This is a genomic window from Flavobacterium sp. U410 (assembly GCF_053570605.1).
Window position 1 is genome coordinate 1 of sequence record NZ_JBSEFI010000005.1, and the last position, 21,810, is coordinate 21,810.

Genomic DNA, 21,810 nt, shown 5'->3' on the forward strand with positions numbered 1-21,810 from the left:
GCAATTACATCTACAGTAAATGTTCCTGATCCATAACAAATATCATCAGGAGTAAATGTATAAATATATGTACCCGTTACGCTATTTGTTATTTCTGATGGACTCCAAGTTCCTGTCAGTATATATCCTTCATAAGATTCTAATGGAAACTCTAAAGTCGCATTGGCACAAATCTCTACTCCTTCAAAAGAAACAGCTAATTTATCTGTAATTGTGACATCTAAAGTTCCTAAGGTAGCACATTGACCAGCATCAGGAGTAAAGTCATATGTAAACATTCCTATAACAGAAGTATCTATAGCTGATACCGGGTTACCTCCTTGTGTCCAAGTTCCGGAAATACCTCCTGTTGATGGCAATGAATTATTAACTACATCTCCTGCACACAACTCTATTGGTGCAAATGTTACAGGACTCTCTGAATTAATCGTTATTTCAAAATCTGAACTACCAGCACTCATACATGAAGAAGCTAAGACAGAATATGTAATTGTATATGTTCCAGGATCACTATTTACAACATTAATTTCACCTGTAATACTATTAATATCTAGTCCTACTGCTGGAATAACAGTAAATTCTCCATTTGGTGTAAATCCTGTTGTAGATGTATCTGGCAATAAATTAGCATTATCTTCACATACAGGGGTTGTATAACTAAATGTTGTTATAGGAGTATCTCCCGTTGGAACATTAATTGTAATATCTAAAGGCTCTGAATAACAATTCGTTCCTGCATCATAAACAACTAAGGTATAATCTCCTTGAGAAACGTTACCAAATGTAGTTGTTGCTTGAGTCGTTGTTGTAGTTCCATCATTTAATATATACTCATAATTTGCAGCATATAATGTATATACCCCTACATTAGTATAATCTCCAGCTGTAGAAGTCGGATTACCCCAATCTGTAAGAATCCAATCAGCAGGATCCCAAGTTACTGAAGGTAAAGTTGTTCCTACATCAACTCTTTGATAATTATAACCAATACCTGGTGTAAAAACACTACCATCAGGAGTTCCCCAAACATCAATCTCCACATCTGTAATAGTAGCTAAAGCAATTCTATCGTTATTATTTACAGAAGCTGTACAGCTTGGGAACGATAAATCTGCCACAACACCACCTTCATCAGGTCTTGTACCATATCTGATTACAACAATATCATCATTTACTAAAGTGCCACTTAAAGCTAAATCACAAGTAGCAGTAGTGCTTCCATTAAGATATATCTTAATTTTATAATTAGATAAATCAACAGTTGCTCCTGTAGCATTATATATTTCTATATAACTTAGATATCCTGGCTGACTGTTCGTTATCTCAGATATAAATAAATCTCCAGGATAATTAATTTGAGAAATTAAAGGAGACGTCACTTCTATTGTACCTGTAGGAACAGAACAAGTAGGTTGTGTAATTTCTACTTCAGCTACAGGAACTGTAACAATTGCCACATTAGCAATCTGTCCTGAAATAGTATTTGTACAACCAGTCACAGTATTAGTTATATTCACTAAAGTGACTTGCACGTCTACTGTAGAAGGAACATTCAATGTATAATTTCCAGTTACATCTAACATAACAGATTCGTTTGCTCCCCCATTAATCGTATAAACAACTTCTGAATCAGGAGTACCTGTTATTGTAAATACTGCATCACTTCCTATACAAGCAAACAGATTCGATGAAATGCTAGCTGTAGGCAGTGGATTTACTATCACTGCTGCTGTATTTGAAACTAAAATATTACAAACTGAATTATATATATTCGATAGAGCTAAATTAATAGTACCTACTGCCGGAGAAGGAACAGTGATAGTTCCTAGACCATCAGCTCCTATAGGTACTGTTAATACTGTACCTCCATTTATTGTATATCTTACATTTGTATTAGGAGTTGCGTCAATAACAAATACTGCATCTTCTCCTACACAAATTGGCAAACTTGAAATATTATTAACTGCTAATGTATAATTAGAGATTATTACAGGGGCAGGATAATTATAAGTACATCCATTTATAAACAATTCAAAATTACTATAAGTTCCATCGTTTAATCCCGTTAAAATAACTTCTCCACTACCGTTTACTGGGTAATTAACCGAACCAACAGTTGTAGTTGTTGTCCCGTCATTATAATCATAAGTTACACCTATTTCTTCTCCATTAGGGAAACCTGATATTGTTATTGTACCATTTGAAGTATCACATTGTTCATCTGTATGAGTAAATGTTGGCACAGATTGAATTCTAAAATTAGCTATATAGTTATTACCATTATTGTTAACTAATTCAAATTCTCCACAACCAGAAGGATCTGTTGCATTTCCTTCTAATTCAAAATACACTTCAACGATATAACTTCCCGGAGCATTTTGAGTTAAATCAACACTTTGAGCCAAATCTTCCCACTTCTGATCACCTTCATCACATGTTCCGCCTGAAGGGAACGTTCCTGAAGCACAAGTATCAAGTAAATTTAGATTAACTACACTAAATGTCCCTGGAGTCGTAGATGCTTCATAAATTCTGTAATACATATTTGCAGCACATACATTTGATGCAGTTCCTTTAAAGGATTTTAATTGAGCTCCTTTTAAAAGTAGATTTCCAGAATTTTGAACATATGTTCCATAATTGTTATTAGTAAACACATTTGAAATCGGACCTATAGCATCAGTAGAACCTCCTGTCACATTAAAGAACTCTCCTGGGGTTACAGTTTCACAGTTCTCTAAATAAACTGCAGTTGCATAAGCATTATACGTACAATCTCCTAAAATTTGTACCTGATATGTTACCGGAGCTATACATAAATAACTTGGATCAGGTGTAAACACATAATCATAAATTCCTGCAGGCATTGATGTATCTATCTCTGTCACAGGATTTCCTCCTAAGGTCCAAGAACCAGTAACTCCATTTGCTGAAGTAGTATCCAAAGTTGGATTAGGTTCCCCTGAACAAAGAGGAGAAGGAAGAGAAAATGCCGGTACATCATCTTCATTATAATGAATCTCTACTGTTTTAAGCAATACAGAAGCCACTCCATCACAATCTGTATAAGTTGCCTGAGCAGTAAAAGTTGCATCCTCTGTTACACAAACTGTAATATCTGCATCTGAGCTATAGAACTCATCATTCATATACCACGCAAAATCTACTGTAGAAGTTCCGTTTGGTGTAAAACGCCATGCTTCGTTTGTTGTTGTCCAAGAACCAGTATTTCTACCCGGAGGCGTAAATGCAACTGTTCCTGCTGCATTTTGTATACCTATAACACCAACACCACCTTGCCATCCTGTACAAGGTACTCTTCGCTGTACATATATATCAATTACATTACTTGATTCATACAATACAATTTGACTCGTTTGAGGTCCTGTTGAGCCCTCACAATTATATTGATTGACACCATTAACATTAAATACAAAAACTCTACAAGGTGCTTCACCGTAAATAGCATAATTAATATCCGCATTTGGAGTCACACTTGGTCTTGGATCAATATCTTGATAAACACCATAAATAGCATTTCGTATAGGAAAATTAACATTAGGTATAGTTTGACTAAAAGACCAAGTACTGAAATCTCCAGGCTGTGTATGTTGAAAACTTATTAATCCATTAGTGGAAACACTAAGAAAATCATACTTAGCACCAAAAAAACAAAAATCAAATGGTAAATTAATATCTCCAGACCATCTGTCATCACTAGAATTAGGATCTCCAAAATCAAATTGATATGAAAGCCCTTCTCCTAAAAACCCTAAAGGAAATACTGGCTCATAAGCTATCGACTCAACTGTATAAGTTTCAGTAGTCTTAGATTGAAAATAAGTAGCTGATAAATCCACGCAATTATCATTAGGACAAACATCAATTACACCATTATTATTTGGAGTATCAATTTCAACCTCAGAACAAGCAAGTCCAGTAATAACATAAAATATGCTTGATTGTACATTCCAATCACTTACTTCAGTATCGCTACAAATAGCTCTAACATATACCTCATAGAAACCTACCGGAATGTCGAGAGTTACATTTGTTGAATTTACAATGACACTTGTACCTGTTGGAGGTAAACCTGTACCAACTTCTTGATACACTACTTCCCATTGTGTTGCAGTTCCTGTTTCTTGCCAACTTAAATTGATTGGACCATTCCCACTACCCGAAACAGTTAAACCAATAGGTGTAGGACAAGATGGTGGTGGTCCACAAGTGATTGTAGCATCCCAACCTGCTCCTACAGTAGTATTATCATCTGAAACAAATTCAAAAGTTAAACAACCTGTTAGATCACTAGAAGTCATTACAGGAGGAATACTAGTACCTGAAAAAGAACCTATTAATGTTCCGGTAGTTGAATTTCCGTTATAAACATTTAAGATATCTTCCCCTCCAAAAGTTAAAGGTTCTAAATCAAAAGTATTAAATATAACCGTTACCACCTCTCCCGGGTTAGCAGGACAAATAGTGGTCACCGTGTTTTCATTACTCGCATAGTTTCCAGTAGCTCCACCTGTATCATAAAAATGATCTCCCGCACAATAATCAGGTATTGTTGTAAAAGTTGCTTGATTAGACCACAAACTTACATCTGTTCCTGAAGGACAAATCGCTCTAACATGAACATCATAAGAAGTTACTGAGTCCAAACTTGGAAAAGTATAAGAAGTAGCATTCACAATAATTCCAGTATCTGTAGGAAGCGGACTTGGAGAACCTGCAGGTAAGATAATAACCTCCCATTGTGTTGCAGTTCCTTGTTCTGTCCAAGATGCTGTAGCCTCATGAGCATTTACTCCGGAAACAATTAAATTTATTGGCTGAGGACAAGAGGGTGGTGTAGCACAAATAATTGTAGCATCCCATCCTGAGCTAGTTCCTGATCCATTTGAAGTAAACCTGAATGTCAAACATCCAGTAGGTGCTGTTGATGTAAAGTCATTAGGTAAACTACTTCCTGTCAATGTTGCAAGCACTGGTGATGCTGTTGTAGCTCCATTAAACACTGTCAAATTATCTCCACTTTGGAGATTAAATGTATTAAATATAGCTGTAACAACATCTCCTGCATCTTCAGGACAAATAGTCGTCACTACCGTCTCATTATTCCCATAGTTTCCTGTTGGCCCTCCTGTATCATAAAAATGATCTCCTGCACAATAATCAGGTGTTGTTTGAGCCTCAGCAGGACCTGACCAATTACTGGCATCGAAAGCAGGATCGTTAGGATCTGTAGTTGTAGAACAAATTGCTCTTACCCATATATCATAAGTAGTTACAGAGGATAACCCTGTTAAAGTATAATTTGTAGTAGTTGCTATTCCGCTTAAAGCAAAAGTAGTTCCAGTTGGATAAGGAGACCCCGCCGGTAAAGCTATTACCTGCCATTGAGTTGCTCCTCCACCTGTATTATCAGACCAAGAAACAGTTGCAGAACTTGAATTTGTACTCACAAGAGTAACGTTTGTTGGCTGTTGACACGAAGCAGGTGTACAAGATACCATATTTGTATACAAAGTAGTATTCTGAAGGGCACTACTATTTGAAGGCATACTGAATATCTGACTTGATGTAGGATCTAAAATTGAAATCCCTACTTGATTAGGACTAGTCCCTCCTGAATTCCAAAACAATTCAAAAGGAATATTATTACATAAAAGCACCACAACATCAACAGGACCAGCACCAGAAGTAAAGGTAGCACCTAAAGTTGCCACAACAACTCCATTCTGAATTACATTCATTGTATTTCCTTGCCATCCATTAGATCCAGAATCTGTCATTCTAAAAGTATAAGCACATTTATCGGCCAAATCACAAATACTAGTCGTAAAAGTAAAAGGTCCTGCCCAGCCACTAAATGTTCCATCTCCACAATCAGATCGCACCCAAAATTCATATACTGTTCCGGAAGTCAAAGGCGCTCCAGAAACAGTTTCTGTCGTAACATTGTAAGCCGTATTATTATTTGTTTGCGCTCCAGCAATCGTTGGTATCCCTCCCCCTGCAGTTTGAACTATTACTTCCCAAGAAGTAGCTGAACCTAATTCACCCCAAGATAAATCTGCAGAAGTCATATCTATGTTATTTGCAAATAAATTATCTGGTCTAGGACAATTCTCTTGTTGAATCTCTAAAGTATAATCAACATTAGAAACACTAGCTATTGAAGAAATAACAATATAATAAGTCTCACCTGCCACAACATTAAATCCAGTTATTTCTCTAGGGTTATTTGTATTATCAGCAACACCTGCCATACAACTTATTCCTACGTCAGCACATGATGCATATACAAACAATGAAGAATTAGCCTGAGTAGGAGTTGAAGTAATTGTCACAGCCCCTGTAAAAGATGGTGTAAATGCATAATATACATCGTTCCCTGCTAAGTAATTAGTACTGCCTCCTGCACAACCAGCTCCCTGAGGACCAGAAACACCTGATCCGTAACTACCTGTATTATCATTAGTAATATATGGCAAATCAGTTACTGGTATTGAACTTGCACAGTTCAATCCTTCTGGAAGAGTAGAAAAATTCAAAGGCCCAATCCATTCACTTGTTCCTCCATCAGAACAAACAGATCTAATATAAAAAAGATATCCTGTATCGGGATCCAAACCGCCATGAGTATAAGGAGGATCGTCACTTACGATAATACCACTCCCAGTAGGCGTAGAGAGAGTAGGAATTATTTCTATTTCCCATTGTGTTGCAGGACCATTTGGTGTCCAATTCAAAGTAACTGACGTTGATGTCGGATTAGACGTACTTAATCCTGTCGGTTCCAAACATTTTTCAGTTAATCTTAAATTATCTATAAACCATCCATCCCCATAAACAGTTGAAGATGTTGTTGTTTTTGTATACACTTTAACAAACGCTATATATACATCCCCTACATTTGCAGACATATCAACAACTTTTTCCTCATAAACATTGTAAGTTGAATTCAATTCAAATTCGTTCCAAGATTCAATTACAGTAAATGAAGCTGGATCTGTTTGTGAAGTTGTAGACAATCTCAACTCATAAACAGTCCCTTGATCTCCGGAAATGATTTGTCTAGTAAAAAAACGAAAATCATAATCAGCAGGAATAGTAACTAAAGGAGTAACTAACCAATCTTCTGAAGTTTGTCCTTGAGTTAGATTTTCTCTGTTAACAAACGCGGATTGTCCCACCCCTCCATAAGCCAAAGCAGCTCCTGGGGTTACAGTCCAACTCTGAGCAGTACCAATCCCGTTATCAAAAGAGACCCAACCGGATGGTGGTACTGTAGTTTCAAAATCTTCGGGGAGCTGGGCTAAAGTAGCAAAGCTGACCAAAGACATGAAAAAAAGTAAAAGTTTTTTCATTATGTTAATTTTTTGTTATGGTTTGATTAATTTGCCAAATTTAACAATTTAAACCAACTAATAAATAATCTTTCCAAAAATTAACATTTACCCATAATTTTGTGACATAAGCAATTAATTATTTGTTTATTTTTGCAGAAAATACAATTAACACTTACAAAACTTGAATAAACAGAAAAAAATTTTTTTTGCTTCAGACCAACATTTTGGAGCTCCAACTCCTGATAAAAGTTTTCCTCGCGAACAAAAATTTGTTAAATGGCTTGACGAAATTAAACAAGAAGCAGAGGCTATTTTTCTTCTTGGTGATTTATTTGATTTTTGGTTTGAATACAAAACCGTTGTTCCTAAAGGTTTCGTAAGGGTTCTTGGAAAACTAGCAGAAATCAGAGATTCCGGAATTCCGATTTACTTTTTTGTAGGCAATCACGATTTGTGGATGCATGATTACTTTGAAAAAGAATTAAACATTCCTGTATATCACGACAACAAAGAATTTACTTTTAATGGAAAAACGTTTTTAATCGGACACGGTGATGGAAAAGGCCCGGGCGACAAAGGGTATAAAAGAATGAAAAAAGTATTCACCAATCCTTTTTCAAAATGGTTGTTTCGTTGGTTGCATCCTGATGTGGGCGTTCGTTTAGCACAATATCTTTCAGTAAAAAACAAATTGATATCTGGCGAAGAAGATGTTCATTTTTTAGGCGAAGAAAACGAATGGCTAGTTCAATATGCAAAGCGAAAATTAGAAACCAAACCTTATGATTATTTTGTTTTTGGTCACAGACATTTACCTATGATTATTGATGTTTCCGAAAAATCAAAATATGTGAATCTTGGTGATTGGATTGGTTATTTTACCTACGGCGTTTTCGACGGAGAAAATTTCGAACTAAAAGAGTATAAAGACTAATCTTCTTTACTCAATTCTTCCAAATCTTTTTCTAAATCCAATTGTCTAAATGAAGGCGAAACAACAGCTGTTCCAAATACTGTCGCTATAGTCATACATCCACCAAAAACTACAGCCGGCACTACTCCCATTAATTTTGCAGTCAATCCACTTTCAAAAGCCCCCAATTCATTAGAAGAACCCACAAATATTGAATTTACTGATGAAACACGGCCTCGCATATTATCGGGCGTGTGTAACTGTAAAATCGTACTTCTAATAACTACCGAAACACCATCGGCTACTCCGCTTAAAAACAAAGCAAAAACCGAAACCCAAAACATTGTAGACAATCCGAACACAATGATGCTTAATCCAAAAACGGTAATGGCAACCAATAATTTTTTACCTGCATTTCGATTCAATGGAATATGAGCCGCTGCAAACATTGTTATGATTGAACCAACAGCAGGAGCTGCCCGCAAAATTCCAAAACCTTCAGAGCCTACTTTCAAAATATCTTGAGCAAAAATCGGAAGTAAAGCAACTGCCCCACCAAACAAAACCGCAAACATATCTAAAGATATAGCACCTAAAATTGTTTTATTATTAAAAACAAATTTCACTCCTTCTTTCAAACTTTGCATTACCGGTTCACCAATTTTCGGATTTAAAATAGGTTTCTTTTCAATTTTAGTTAACCAAAGTAATGCTACTAAGGTACAAGCAAATACAAAGCACATTGACCAATGCACGCCAATCCAACTAATTAAAAATCCTGCAGAAGCGGGTCCAAACATTGCTGCTAATTGCCAAGTTGAACTACTCCATGTTGCAGCATTCGGATAATCTTTTTTAGGAACAATTAAAGCCAATAAAGAAAAAATTGTCGGCCCCATAAAAGAACGCACAATTCCACCTAAGAAAACCAATCCGTAAATAGTAAAAAGTATCGTGTTTTTAGACAATGAAGCTACTAAACTTGGAACTGTAATTAAAAATAAACCCAAACTAATTACAGAAAACCCAAATAGGATTTTCAACAACAAACCTTTCTTTTCATTTTGATCGACTATATGTCCTGCAAAAAGTGACATGGCAACTGCCGGAATAATTTCCATTAAGCCAATTATACCAAGTGAAAGCGGATTTTTAGTTAAACTATACACTTCCCATTCGATAATTACAAATTGCATCGACCATGCAAAAACTAATGCGAATCGCATAGCAAGGAAAAATCGGTATTCTTTAAAACGGAGTGCTGCGTAAGGGTCTTTTTTAGCCATCAGTAGGTTTGATATCGCGTAATTGCAGTTGCAAAGTTACAACATCTCGCCATTCATTTTCTTCAATAGAAACAATTGCATCAAATTTTGAGAAATTTTTAACTAAATCGAGTTTACTTCCCAATCCAAAACCAATTGCACTAATGGAATCTGAATTATTTTGTTTTACAAAAGCTTTTAAATGGTCTTCTTCTGAACCCAGTGTTTTAGCATAACCTGAATCCGTTAATTTTTTCACTAAAAAAAGTGGCGTCATATTTTGTGGACCAAAAGGTTCAAACTGCTTTAGAATTCGCATCAATTTTGGAGTAATTTCATCTAACTGAATTTCAGTATCATATTCTATTTCAGGAATTTGCAAATCAGGATGTAACGTATTCTGAACCACTTCTTCGAAAGCTTGTTTAAACTTTTGATAGTTTTCTTCCAAAAGTGTCATTCCTGCTGCATACATATGCCCGCCAAATTGTTCTAAATGTTCCGAACACGCTTCCAACGCATTATAAATATCAAAATCTTTTACCGAACGAGCCGAAGCTGCTAATTTGTCACCACTTTTCGTAAAAACAATTGTCGGACGATAGTAGTTTTCAACCAAACGAGATGCTACAATTCCAATGACACCTTTGTGCCAATTTTCATTATACACCACAGTTGAAAAAGACTTCTCTTCATTATTTTCTTCAATCTGAAGTAAAGCTTCTTTTGTAATTTGCTTGTCTAAATCTTTCCTATCCGAATTGAATTGTTCAATTTCCTTCGCAACTTCTTCCGCTTGTTCCAAATTGAATTCGGTTAACAAACGAACGGCATAATCACCATGATGAATTCTTCCTGCCGCGTTAATTCGTGGCGCAACGATAAAAACAACATCAGTAATGGTTAATTCTTTCTTTTTTACATTTTGAACCAAAGCTTTTATTCCTGGTCTTGGATTGGCATTAATAACTTCCAATCCAGATTTTGCCAATACTCTATTTTCTCCGGTTATCGGAACAATATCTGCAGCAATGGCAGTGGCAACCAAATCTAAATACGAAACTAAATCTTGAGTCGTTTGATTTCTATTTTTTCCTAGGGCTTGAACCAATTTAAATCCGACACCACAACCGCATAATTCGTCATACGGATACGAACAATCTTCTCTTTTTGGATCCAAAACAGCAACTGCATCCGGTAAAACCTCATCGGGACGATGATGATCACAAATTATAAAATCAATTCCTTTTTCTTTAGCATACTTTACATGGTCAATCGACTTGATACCACAGTCTAAAGCAATAATCAACGAAAATCCATTATCCTCTGCAAAATCAATTCCTTTATAGGAAACACCGTAACCTTCAGCATAGCGATCCGGAATATAAGTTGCAACATTGGGTGTAATTGTTTTTAAATAAGAAGAAACGAGTGAAACGGCAGTGGTACCATCGACATCATAATCTCCGAAAACTAAAATATTTTCGCCATTTGCAATAGCTCTTTCAATTCGATTCACTGCTTTATCCATATCTTTCATCAAGTATGGATCGTGCAAATCTTCTAATGTGGGACGGAAAAATTGTTTGGCTTGCTCAAAGGTTTCGATCCCTCTCTGAACCAATAAAGTAGCGATGATTTCGTCTACTTGAAGTGCTTTTTGTAAGGCTTGTACTTTTTCTTTTTTTGGCTTCGATTTTAACTTCCAACGCATACTTTTAAAATTTAGAATTTTGAAATTAGAATTCTGCCTCTCGTCCGCTCAAGATGAAATTGTGAATTCGATTATTTTGGCTTATATAATTGCAAATGTATATAGAAAAACTTTAATTCGATTATTCTTTTTTGTCTTCCTTTGATTTTAGTTACATTTGAATTTATAAATTCAAGAAAGATGCAAATTCAAGGACAAATAGTTGATATACAAAATAAACGAATTTATTCGGGTGAAGTTACTATTGAAAATGGCAAGATAAAATCCATTATAGAAAAAGAGCATAATGTAAAAAGCTACATTATGCCTGGTTTTATCGATGCGCACATTCACATCGAAAGTTCAATGTTAGTTCCGTCTGAATTTGCAAAATTGGCCGTTTTACACGGAACGGTAGGCACCATTTCTGATCCGCATGAAATTGCTAATGTTTTAGGAGCCGAAGGCGTTTTTTACATGATTGAAAACAGCAAAAAAGTGCCGTTGAAATTTCACTTTGGAGCGCCATCTTGTGTTCCGGCAACTTCTTTTGAAACCGCGGGCGCAGTCATAGATTCAGAAGGTATTAAAGAACTTCTGACTTCACCGGATATTCACTATTTAGCCGAAATGATGAACTATCCGGGCGTTTTGTTTGACGATGAAGAAGTGATGAAAAAAATTGCTTGGGCAAAACACTTCAACAAACCTGTAGACGGTCACGCACCCGGTTTGCGAGGCGATGCTGTAAAAAAATATATCTCCGCTGGAATTACCACCGATCACGAATGTTTTACCTATGAAGAAGCTGCCGAAAAACTGTCTTTAGGCATGAAAGTGATTATTCGCGAAGGAAGTGCTGCTAAAAACTTTGAAGCCTTAATTGATTTATTACCTGAACATTTTGAAAACATGATGTTTTGTTCGGATGACAAACACCCAGACGATTTAATCATCAGCCACATTAACGCACTTTGTGCACGAGCCATTGCCAAAGGAATGGATGTTTTTAAAGTATTACAAGCTGCCTGTATCAATCCGGTTCATCATTACAATATGAATGTCGGAATTTTGCGCGAAGGCGATTTTGCTGATTTTATCGTAGTAAAAGATTTAGTTAATTTTAAAGTGCAACAAACGTATATTAATGGCGAATTGGTCGCTGAAAACGGAACGTCTAAAGTAGCTCATGTCGATTTTGAAACACCGAATAATTTCAATACTTCTTTCAAAAAAACGGAAGCTTTTGAAGTCAAAAGTTCAGCATCGAAAATTAGAGTAATTGAAGCTTTAGAAGGCCAATTGATTACGAATGAAATGCATCATTCCTCTTTAATTCAAGACGGAAATTTGGTTTCCAATACTTCAGATGATATTTTAAAAATGACGGTTGTGAATCGTTATCAAGATGCGCCACCAGCTATCGCTTTTATTAAAAATTTCGGATTAAAAAAAGGTGCCATTGCTAGTTCGGTAGCACACGATTGTCATAATATAGTTGCCGTTGGAACTTCGGATGAAGAAATTTACAAAGCCGTTAATTTATTAATCAAAAACAAAGGTGGAATTTGTGCTGTAAATGATTCAGAAGAAAAAGTTTTACCACTTCCTGTTGCCGGAATCATTAGCGATAAAGACGGCTGGGAAACCGGCAAATTGTATCAAGAAATTGACCAAATGGCGAAAGCATTGGGAAGCTCATTAAAAGCTCCGTTTATGACACTTTCGTTTATGGCGTTATTGGTAATTCCCGATTTAAAACTTTCGGATAAAGGATTGTTTAGCGGCAATACGTTTTCTTTTGTGGATTTGGAAGTAGAGTAAATTTACTATTTGTCATTTCGAACGTAGTGAGAAATCACATAAAGAATTTAACATTTAAATCATTATGAATGAATTCAATCCACAAGTAGGCTTTCACACGTATTATGTCTATATCATCACAAACAAATATAGATCCACATTTTATATTGGAATGACAAACAATCTTAAAGAAAGACTTAGCCAACATAAAGAAAATATTGAAATTGGAAATAAAACTTTTGCCTCTAAATATAATTTAGAATTTTTAGTTTTCTATGAAAAGTTTGTATGGGTCCAGGAAGCTATTGCACGAGAAAAAGAATTAAAAAAATGGCGAAGAGAGAAAAAACTTAATTTAATTAGACAATTTAATCCCAAATTTGATTTTTTAAATCATCATTTTGAATAAACCTCAACTCTGATTATGTGATTTCTCCCTTCGGTCGAAATGACAAGGCTATTTCAACACTAAAGCATTTCCTTCAAAAGAAATTCCTTCCCAACCGGTTTGCATAAAATTTCTAATGTTTTGATGATCGGTTTCTGTTGGTGTGGCAAGAACTTTTTGATAGTGTTCACCAAATAAAAACAGTGTTTCAGATGGACTTAGTTGGTTCATTTTAGCAAACGAAAACACTTTACACGAACCGTTATTGCTATTGGCTTCGTTTGTTGCAGAACCATTGGTAAAAGTAGTTGGCGTAAATTCAAAATGCGTATCGATAACGGCAATAACCACTGAAAATTCAAGAATTTCCGAATTTTGCACAGCTTCAAGTAAATTATTAATTGTCATAAAAAAATTATCTTGATTATGTGATTTCTCCTTTGGTCGAAATGGCACATTGTTAATTGTAATGATAAATCGTTTTAATTTCGATTTTAGCAAACTGGCGGAACATTTCCATTACGCCGCAATATTTTTCTACTGATAAATCTACAGCGCGTTGCAATTTGACTTCGTTTAAATTGCTGCCATAAAAATGATATTCTACGGTAACAGCATCGTATATTTTTGGATGCTCTTCGGTTAAATTGGCAATAGTTTCAATTTTGAAATCGTCGACCTCTAACTTCATTTTTTCAATTAAAGAAGCCACATCTAAACCCGAACATCCCGCCAAAGCCGAAAGCATCAAAGCCTTTGGACGCAAGCCGGCACCTTCTCCACCGTTTTCCGGTGCTGTATTGATTAATAAAGTTTCACCACTAGGATTTGTGGATTCAAACTGCATTTTTCCTTTCCAAGTTGTGGTTACTATGTTTGTTGCCATGTTATATCTTTTGGTTTTATAAAATAATACAAATCTTCAACTATATCATTTAATTTATCATTCTCAGAAACTAGTTCTTTATATGTCGTCTCTAAATCAACAAACATTTCACAAAGTTTTGATTTATATGAAGTTTTTAACGTTTCTCCATTTCCTTCAACTTTGAATGACTTATATTTTTTAATATCATTTTTATCAAATAAATCCATTATGAATCTACCTAATCCAATTGAGAAATAATCTTCATGTTTAAAGCTAATATTGTCTATTTTTTTTAAATCTTCTTCGTTAATAACCAATAGCCTTAAAAAACTTTTAATAATTGAAACTGGCAAAAGATTTTCAATTTCCTTATAATCAGTATTTTGATATTTAAAATATTTATCAGAAGATAATTTCTCTAACTCTTGTCGTCTCATTAATTTTTTCCCCTTTGCATTATCATTGTCTGCTAACAAATAAATTTTATTTGATAATGCAAATGAGTTTATTTTATCTCTAACTTCTTTTTCAGAAAATAATTCATCAAAATCTTTATCAAAAAGATAATGCTCAATTAAATTCCCACCATATTCAAAAAAAGCAAAATCAATATCTTCTTTTAAATTTTGAAGTTTATTATGAATACAATATAACTTCAAAAACTTTGAAACATATTTTCTGTCAGTAGGACCTTCAACCCAAATGGAAGAATTTGCTAAAAATACAGACGAATTATTTACTCCCAATAAATCTAACGTTTTTTTATTTGGTCTAATATTTTTTACTCTAAATTTTTCTGAACCTTCTTTTTGAAATTGATAAACTGATATTTCTTCTGAATCTAAAGAAACATCTAAAAAATGATTAGAATGTGTGGTAAAAAAATACTTATGTTTTTTTTCTTTTAAAAAAGAGTTTTTTAATAAAGTTTCAATAAATAACCTTTGTAGACCGGGATGTAAATGAGTCTCCGGCTCTTCTATAAAAAACCAAGTATTATCTTTTGCCGTAAAAATGGGAAATAAAATTAAGATTAATTGTTGTATACCATCACCAATATTAAAAATTGGAAATTCAATTTCATTTAAAGAAAAAAGAATAGTGGTATGTTCTGGCGTATTACTAGCTGTAATTTCAACTAGTTGATTTTCAAAAAAAGTTTCAGAAAGAAACTTTTCAAATGCTTTAATTTTCTTTCTTTCATTTACAGGAGAAGTTTTTAGTTTTAACAATTCATTATATAAATCCAATCCAGTAAAAACATTAGATTTAATATTATAATTTTGCTCAATAATTTTATCAAATAGATCAGTTGAAAGATTTTGGTTTTTGGTCAAATTTCTTAAAACAGGTATATACAACTTTCTTTCCCTCTTGTTTTCATTGAAAAACAAAATTGCCTTTCTAAGTCTTTCTATATTGACATTAAGTTCAACAAAGGAATGATAAAATTCAAAATTTTCTTCTAAACTATTTATTTTTGAAAATAATAAATCATTCGATTTAAATAATTCAGAAAATCTATGTTGGTTATTCATTAAATCAAATTCAACTATTGAATCTTCTTGTAATTTATTTAAAAAAGAAAAAATCCCTTTAAAATCTTCATTATTAAAAAACTCAATTAAATCAACTTCAAACGACTTCAACTTACCCAATAAATCACCAAAAGTCAACTTATCAGTCATTGCCACCAATAAATCGTCATCAATCTTGAATAGTCCTCTTAAAAATCTACTTTTACCTGAATTATTTGACCCAACAAAAAAATTAATTCTGCTTACATTTTCAATTATAGAGTCTGCATCTTTTTGAACAAAGAGGTTTTCTTTTTCAAAAAAATATAAAAAATCAGATCCTTCATGGAACTCTTTAATTTTATCACTTGATTTTCTAATATTTAAATACATTCTCACTTAAAGTTTTTCCCACCCACACAAACCACAATTTCTCCTTTTGCAGGTTTGGCTTCGAAATGTTTTAAGACTTCTTCGGCAGTTCCGCGAACGGTTTCTTCGTGTAGTTTTGAAATTTCTCTAGAAACTGAAACCGGTCTATCAGCGCCAAAGTATTGCACATATTCCGCTAGGGTTTTGTTTAATTTATGAGGTGAAACGTAAAAAATCATGGTTCGGGTTTCTTCGGCTAAGGCCAAAAATCGGGTTTGACGTCCTTTTTTATCGGGTAAAAAACCTTCGAACACAAATTTATCGTTAGGCAATCCGCTGTTTACCAAGGCTGGCACAAAAGCTGTAGCTCCCGGAAGACATTCGACCTCAACGCCATTTTCAACACAAGCGCGGGTTAACAAAAAACCAGGATCGGAAATTGCTGGCGTACCTGCATCGCTAATCAATGCAATGGTTTCGCCACCTTGCAAGCGTTTTACCAAATTTTCAACGGTTTTGTGTTCGTTGTGCATGTGGTGACTTTGCATGGGCGTAGCAATCTCGAAATGTTTTAACAATTTTCCGCTGGTGCGTGTGTCTTCGGCTAAAATGTAATCTACTTCTTTGAGCACTTTGATGGCTCTGAAGGTCATGTCTTCTAAATTACCAATAGGTGTGGGTACAAGGAACAGTTTTCCCATGTGTTAGCGATTGAACGGTTTGTTTGAGCTCTCCCGTCTTTGCAAGGCGGGAAGCGAGTAGTGAAAGCGCGCCCTGAAAGGGAACACCCTAATTTTATAAATATCTCTTTTCTACAAATTCCAAGAAACGAAGTTCATAAGCTTCATTTCCTTCCCAATTGTTGTAATCAGGTTTCACGAAACTTTCGATGAATCCTTTGGCCTCGTCAAACGAATCGAAGGTATTTAATTGCGATAATACGCGGTTGAAATCGTCGGTGCTTCCGGCAAAAAGTTTCTTTTCGAAAGCCAATCGGTCGTTGAGACCTATGTTGATTCCACCTTTATTCAAGCGATCGTTAAGCGACATTGTTCTTGGCTCTTCAAAAACGACTTCGGGCACTTTTTCAATGACAATTTCCTGAACTTTTGGTTCTTCTACTTCAATTTTAGTTTCGAAAACAGGCTCGGGCTGCTCTTCAACAACAGGTTGTTCTATTTCCGGCTCTTGCTCGAAAACAGGCTCTTCAGCTACAATTTTCTCTTGTTCTTCGGTTTCAGCTTGAGCTACAATTTCTTCTTCTATTTCTTCAACCATTGAATCATCTACCTTTGGCGATTCTTCAAATGTTAAATCGGCAACTTGTTCTATTTCCTGCGGAATATCTTCAACTTTTACAAAATCTAACTCTTGATAATCGGCGGCAAAAACATCATCAAACAAAGCTACTTGCGGTTGCGCAATAGGTTCTGTAACCGGTTTTTCTTCTGCTTCTGGCTCAGTTAGTTCAGTTTCAACTGGTTCTTCAACAATAGGTTCTTCTTCTATAACTGACTCTTCAGCTACAATTTCCGCTGCTACATTAGATTCAAAAGCTGACTCTTCTTCTACTGTTGGCTCCTCAACTTCAATTTCGGTTTCAACTTCAGTACCAACTGTTTCTTCTATATTCTCTTTTGCTACTTCAACAACCTCTTCAATAACCTTTTCAGAAACAAAGCTTTCTAATTTTTCCTCTAAAATTTCCGGTGCAATTTCCTCTTTTACGGCTTCAAAATTTTCTTCGTAAAAACGTAAAATGGTCAATTGTTCATATAATTTTTTAGCTTCTTCCTGTAATTGTTTAGTCTCAGAACGGTTTTTTAATTTCAAAACCCTATGCGCTATACTGATTAACTCTCCTTCTAACTTTTTCTTCATAACTTTATGGAATAGAAATTGAAAATATGGATGCTTTTTTAATAAATTTGTTGAAGCTACAAATGTAGCAGAATTTAATATTAATTTCCCGAAAGATACAAAATGTTTCTCGAAAATACTGTAAACCAATCTGAACAATTTGGCTGGATCGAAGTGATCTGCGGGTCAATGTTTTCGGGTAAAACCGAAGAGTTAATCCGTCGATTAAAGCGTGCCCAATTTGCCAAACAAAAAGTAGAAATTTTTAAACCGGCCGTTGATACGCGCTATCATGAAGAAATGGTGGTGTCACACGATGCTAATGAAATTCGTTCTACTCCAGTTCCGGTTGCCGAGAATATTCGGCTTTTGGCACAAGGTTGCGATGTGGTTGGAATTGACGAAGCGCAATTTTTTGATGATGAGATTGTGGCCGTTTGTAACGATTTAGCCAACCAAGGCATTCGCGTTATTGTGGCCGGGTTAGACATGGATTTTAAAGGCAATCCGTTTGGGCCGATGCCTGCTTTGATGGCTACAGCCGAATATGTAACTAAAGTTCACGCGGTTTGCACCAGAACGGGAAATTTAGCCAATTACAGCTTTAGAAAATCGCAAGACGACAAGTTAGTTTTATTAGGCGAAACCGAAGAATATGAACCACTTAGCCGCGCCGCTTTTTTTAGAGCGATGAAGAAAAACAAAGAAAACAACAAATAACGGGTGACTTTTTCTATTACAAGCATTATTTCAGCGCTTAACGCAAAAGTTGTGGGCAGTTTTGAAGATTTCAAACCTGAAAACATTTCTATAGATAGCCGTTCTTTGCAAAATGGAAATGGCACTTTATTTTTTGCTTTAACAGGTTCGCACCACGACGGTCACCAATACATTCAACAACTCATCAACAAAGGAGTTCATCATTTTGTGGTGCAACATATTCCTAGCGGATTAGAAAACCAAGCTAATTTTTTAATAGTTGAAAACACCTTGGTTACTTTGCAACAAATGGCGACTTATTACCGAAGTTTGTTTTCTTTTCCACTGATTGGAATTACAGGAAGTAACGGAAAAACTATTGTAAAAGAATGGCTTAATTTTTTATTGAGTCCGGATTACAACATAGTTAGAAGTCCTAAAAGTTATAATTCACAAGTTGGCGTTCCATTGTCGATTTTTGGCATTAATGAAAACCATAATTTAGGAATTTTTGAAGCCGGAATTTCGCAAAAAGGCGAAATGGACAAACTGGAAAACATTATAAAACCTAATATTGGAATTTTTACCTCAATTGGTTCGGCGCATGATGAAGGTTTCTTGTCGCAAGAAGAAAAAATAGTCGAAAAAACAAAACTTTTCAACCATTGTTCACTAGTTGTTTTGGAGAAAAATCCTTTGGTTGAACCACATATTTCGCAACCCAAACTCACTTGGAGTTATACCGATGAACATGCTACTCTTTTTGTAGCCAAAAAATCGACAGAAAATACAATTACTCGTCTGACTTTGGTTTACCAAGACCAAACTTTTGAAATAACGCTTCCTTTTACAGATGAATTTTCGATTCAAAATGCTATGAGTTGCATTGGCGTTTTATTGCATTTAAACATCCCAATTGCTATAATTACAGAGCGTATTCAAAATTTATACCCGATTGAAATTCGTTTGCAAGCCAAAAAAGGAATTAACAATTGCGTGATCATTGACGATTCATACTCATCCGATTATCAATCTTTAAAAATAGCTTTAGATTTTCTAGAACAACAAAAACTGTATCAGAAGAAAACCATTATTTTATCGGATATTTTTCAAAGTGGTTTACCGACTGATGTTTTGTACCAAAAAGTTTTTAAAAGCTTAAAGAGCAATCACATTGACCGCATTATCACCATTGGCGAAACCATTTCGAGTTATTTGAGCGAATTACCTCATGTGATTTCTTTTGTTTCTACTGCCGAATTTTTGAAGCAATTCAACACGCAATCGTTCCAAAATGAAACGGTTTTGGTCAAAGGCGCAAGAAGTTTCAATTTTGACGAAATTGTTGTTTTGCTGGAAGAGAAAAAACACGAAACGGTTATGGAAATCAATTTGGATGCCATAACTCACAACCTCAATTTTTACCAATCCAAATTAAAACCGGAAACCAAAATTATGGTGATGCTGAAAGCTTTTGGTTACGGAAACGGCGGATTTGAAATTGCAAAATTATTAGAACATCATAAAATTGATTACTTGGGTGTTGCTTTTGCAGATGAAGGTGTTGAATTGAGAAAAGCCGGGATTACCACTCCGATTATTGTTTTAAACCCTGAAAATTATAGCTTCAACACTATGATTGCTTACGACTTGGAACCCGAAATTTATTCGATTAGCGGTTTGCAAAGTTTTTTAAAAGTAGCTCAGGAGAAAAATATCGCGCAATATCCTATTCACATTAAGCTTGACACTGGTATGCATCGTTTGGGTTTTGAAACAGCTCATCTTGACGAATTGATTTCGGTTTTACGAAACAATAACTTCGTTATGGTGAGAAGTATTTTTTCACACTTAGCCGGAAGCGATGACCAACAATTTGACACTTTTACACACGAACAATTTAAACGGTATCGTGAAAATTCCGAAAAACTAATAGACGCTTTACACCTAAAACCTATTCGTCATATTTTGAATACTTCGGGAATTTTTCATTATCCTGAAATGCAAATGGAAATGGTTCGTTTGGGAATTGGTTTGTATGGCATTGGAAATTCAGACTATGAGAACCAACACTTGCTTAATGTGAGCACTTTGAAAAGTATCATTTCTCAAATTAGAACAGTGGAACCGGGCGAATCTGTGGGTTACAGCCGGAAATTTATGGTTGAAAAAACGACAAGAGTTGCTTCTATTCCTATTGGCTATGCTGATGGCATTCGCAGAGCTTTGGGCAACCAAAAAAGCTATGTTCTCATTAATGACCAAAAAGCTTTTATCATAGGAAATGTGTGTATGGATACTTTGATGACTGATGTAACTGATATTGCTTGTAAAGAAGGTGATGATGTTATTATTTTTGGCGAAAACCCAAAAGTAATTGAATTGGCTAAAATCCTAAATACCATTCCTTATGAAATATTAACCAGTATTTCGCAAAGGGTAAAACGCGTTTTTTACAAAAATTAAAAGATTTTACTTATATTCGTTATTGAAAACTAAAATATTTTTTTATGCTTAAAGAATTCAAGGAATTTGCAATGAAAGGAAACCTAATCGATATTGGAGTAGGTTTTGTGATGGGTGCAGCTTTCAACAAAGTTGTTTCTTCTTTTACCGGAGGAATTGTTTCTCCATTAGTTGGTTTAATTTTTAAATCAGATTTTAAAGATTTAAAATGGACTATTATTGAAGGTGTTGCTAATGCCGAAGGTATTGTTGAAGGAGAAGTTTCTGTACTTTGGGGCGAGTTCTTAACCAACTTAATTGATTTCATTATAGTTGCTTTTGTAATGTTCATGATTGTAAAAGGAGTAAATGCAATGAAGAAAAAAGAAGCTCCTGCTCCTGCACCACCAGCCGGACCAACTCAAGAAGAATTATTAGCTGAAATCAGAGATTTATTGAAAAAATAATTGTTTCGATCACGTAACACTACACTATATATTCTAACTAACCCACACTCAAAAAGTGTGGTTTTTTTATATTAAATGTTATGAATTTAAATTTTTGTTATATTTATTTAAAAATAATTTTTTCAGGTTAAAATATATTTACCTTTGTAAAATAAAAAA

The 21,810-nt window shown here is 34.8% G+C and carries 14 protein-coding genes; 6 read left to right on the forward strand and 8 right to left on the reverse strand.

All coding sequences use genetic code 11. The annotated features are described in order from the left end of the window. On the reverse strand, window positions 1-7,379 hold a 7,379-nt coding region (locus ACUSJC_RS04970), incomplete at its 3' end, for a fibronectin type III domain-containing protein (RefSeq protein ID WP_449268449.1). A gap of 163 nt (window positions 7,380-7,542) precedes the next feature. Between ACUSJC_RS04970 and ACUSJC_RS04975 the strand changes: the two genes are divergently transcribed. After that, the gene (locus tag ACUSJC_RS04975) at window positions 7,543-8,295 is read left to right on the forward strand and encodes a UDP-2,3-diacylglucosamine diphosphatase (RefSeq protein WP_449268450.1); all 753 of its coding nucleotides are present in this window, start codon (window positions 7,543-7,545) and stop codon (window positions 8,293-8,295) included. Here ACUSJC_RS04975 and ACUSJC_RS04980 read toward each other — a convergent pair. Beyond that, entirely contained in the window at window positions 8,292-9,560 is a 1,269-nt protein-coding gene (locus tag ACUSJC_RS04980; RefSeq protein WP_449268451.1) for an MFS transporter, read from the reverse strand. The two genes, ACUSJC_RS04975 and ACUSJC_RS04980, sit on opposite strands and share 4 nt — an antisense overlap. Beyond that, window positions 9,553-11,253, reverse strand: a complete 1,701-nt coding sequence (gene recJ, locus ACUSJC_RS04985; protein WP_449268452.1) for a single-stranded-DNA-specific exonuclease RecJ — start codon at window positions 11,251-11,253, stop codon at window positions 9,553-9,555. Before recJ ends, ACUSJC_RS04980 begins: the two co-directional genes overlap by 8 nt. Before the next feature lie 180 nt (window positions 11,254-11,433). Between recJ and ade the strand changes: the two genes are divergently transcribed. Together ade and ACUSJC_RS04995 are read left to right on the forward strand one after the other, a co-directional pair. Then, window positions 11,434-13,056, forward strand: a complete 1,623-nt coding sequence (gene ade, locus ACUSJC_RS04990) for an adenine deaminase (RefSeq protein ID WP_449268453.1) — start codon at window positions 11,434-11,436, stop codon at window positions 13,054-13,056. Between the two features lie 64 nt (window positions 13,057-13,120). Continuing rightward, on the forward strand, window positions 13,121-13,444 hold the full coding sequence (locus ACUSJC_RS04995; RefSeq protein WP_449268454.1) for a GIY-YIG nuclease family protein: 324 nt from the start codon (window positions 13,121-13,123) through the stop codon (window positions 13,442-13,444). A gap of 48 nt (window positions 13,445-13,492) precedes the next feature. Here ACUSJC_RS04995 and ACUSJC_RS05000 read toward each other — a convergent pair whose 3' ends face one another. The 5 genes from ACUSJC_RS05000 to ACUSJC_RS05020 form a co-directional block, all read right to left on the reverse strand. Next, on the reverse strand, window positions 13,493-13,831 hold the full coding sequence (locus tag ACUSJC_RS05000) for a HopJ type III effector protein (RefSeq protein WP_449268455.1): 339 nt from the start codon (window positions 13,829-13,831) through the stop codon (window positions 13,493-13,495). A 52-nt stretch (window positions 13,832-13,883) separates the two neighbouring features. After that, complete coding sequence (locus tag ACUSJC_RS05005; RefSeq protein WP_449268456.1) at window positions 13,884-14,309, reverse strand: OsmC family protein; 426 nt, start codon at window positions 14,307-14,309, stop codon at window positions 13,884-13,886. Next, a complete protein-coding gene (locus ACUSJC_RS05010; protein ID WP_449268457.1) occupies window positions 14,294-16,201 on the reverse strand; it encodes an AAA family ATPase in 1,908 nt (635 codons plus the stop codon). The genes ACUSJC_RS05005 and ACUSJC_RS05010 overlap by 16 nt, the downstream gene beginning before the upstream one ends. 2 nt (window positions 16,202-16,203) lie before the next feature. Beyond that, complete coding sequence (gene rsmI, locus ACUSJC_RS05015; protein ID WP_449268458.1) at window positions 16,204-16,881, reverse strand: 16S rRNA (cytidine(1402)-2'-O)-methyltransferase; 678 nt, start codon at window positions 16,879-16,881, stop codon at window positions 16,204-16,206. Between the two features lie 94 nt (window positions 16,882-16,975). Beyond that, window positions 16,976-18,061: a hypothetical protein gene (locus ACUSJC_RS05020; RefSeq protein WP_449268459.1), complete on the reverse strand. Its 1,086-nt coding sequence runs from the start codon at window positions 18,059-18,061 to the stop codon at window positions 16,976-16,978. Between the two features lie 102 nt (window positions 18,062-18,163). Between ACUSJC_RS05020 and ACUSJC_RS05025 the strand changes: the two genes are divergently transcribed. From ACUSJC_RS05025 to mscL, 3 genes are read left to right on the forward strand one after another with little or no spacing between them, the layout of a single operon-like run. Further along, complete coding sequence (locus ACUSJC_RS05025; RefSeq protein WP_449268460.1) at window positions 18,164-18,760, forward strand: thymidine kinase; 597 nt, start codon at window positions 18,164-18,166, stop codon at window positions 18,758-18,760. Window positions 18,761-18,763: 3 nt separating this feature from the next. After that, the gene (locus tag ACUSJC_RS05030; RefSeq protein ID WP_449268461.1) at window positions 18,764-21,205 is read left to right on the forward strand and encodes a bifunctional UDP-N-acetylmuramoyl-tripeptide:D-alanyl-D-alanine ligase/alanine racemase; all 2,442 of its coding nucleotides are present in this window, start codon (window positions 18,764-18,766) and stop codon (window positions 21,203-21,205) included. A 44-nt stretch (window positions 21,206-21,249) separates the two neighbouring features. Next, window positions 21,250-21,651, forward strand: a complete 402-nt coding sequence (gene mscL, locus ACUSJC_RS05035) for a large conductance mechanosensitive channel protein MscL (protein ID WP_449268462.1) — start codon at window positions 21,250-21,252, stop codon at window positions 21,649-21,651. The last annotated feature ends 159 nt before the right edge of the window (window positions 21,652-21,810 follow it).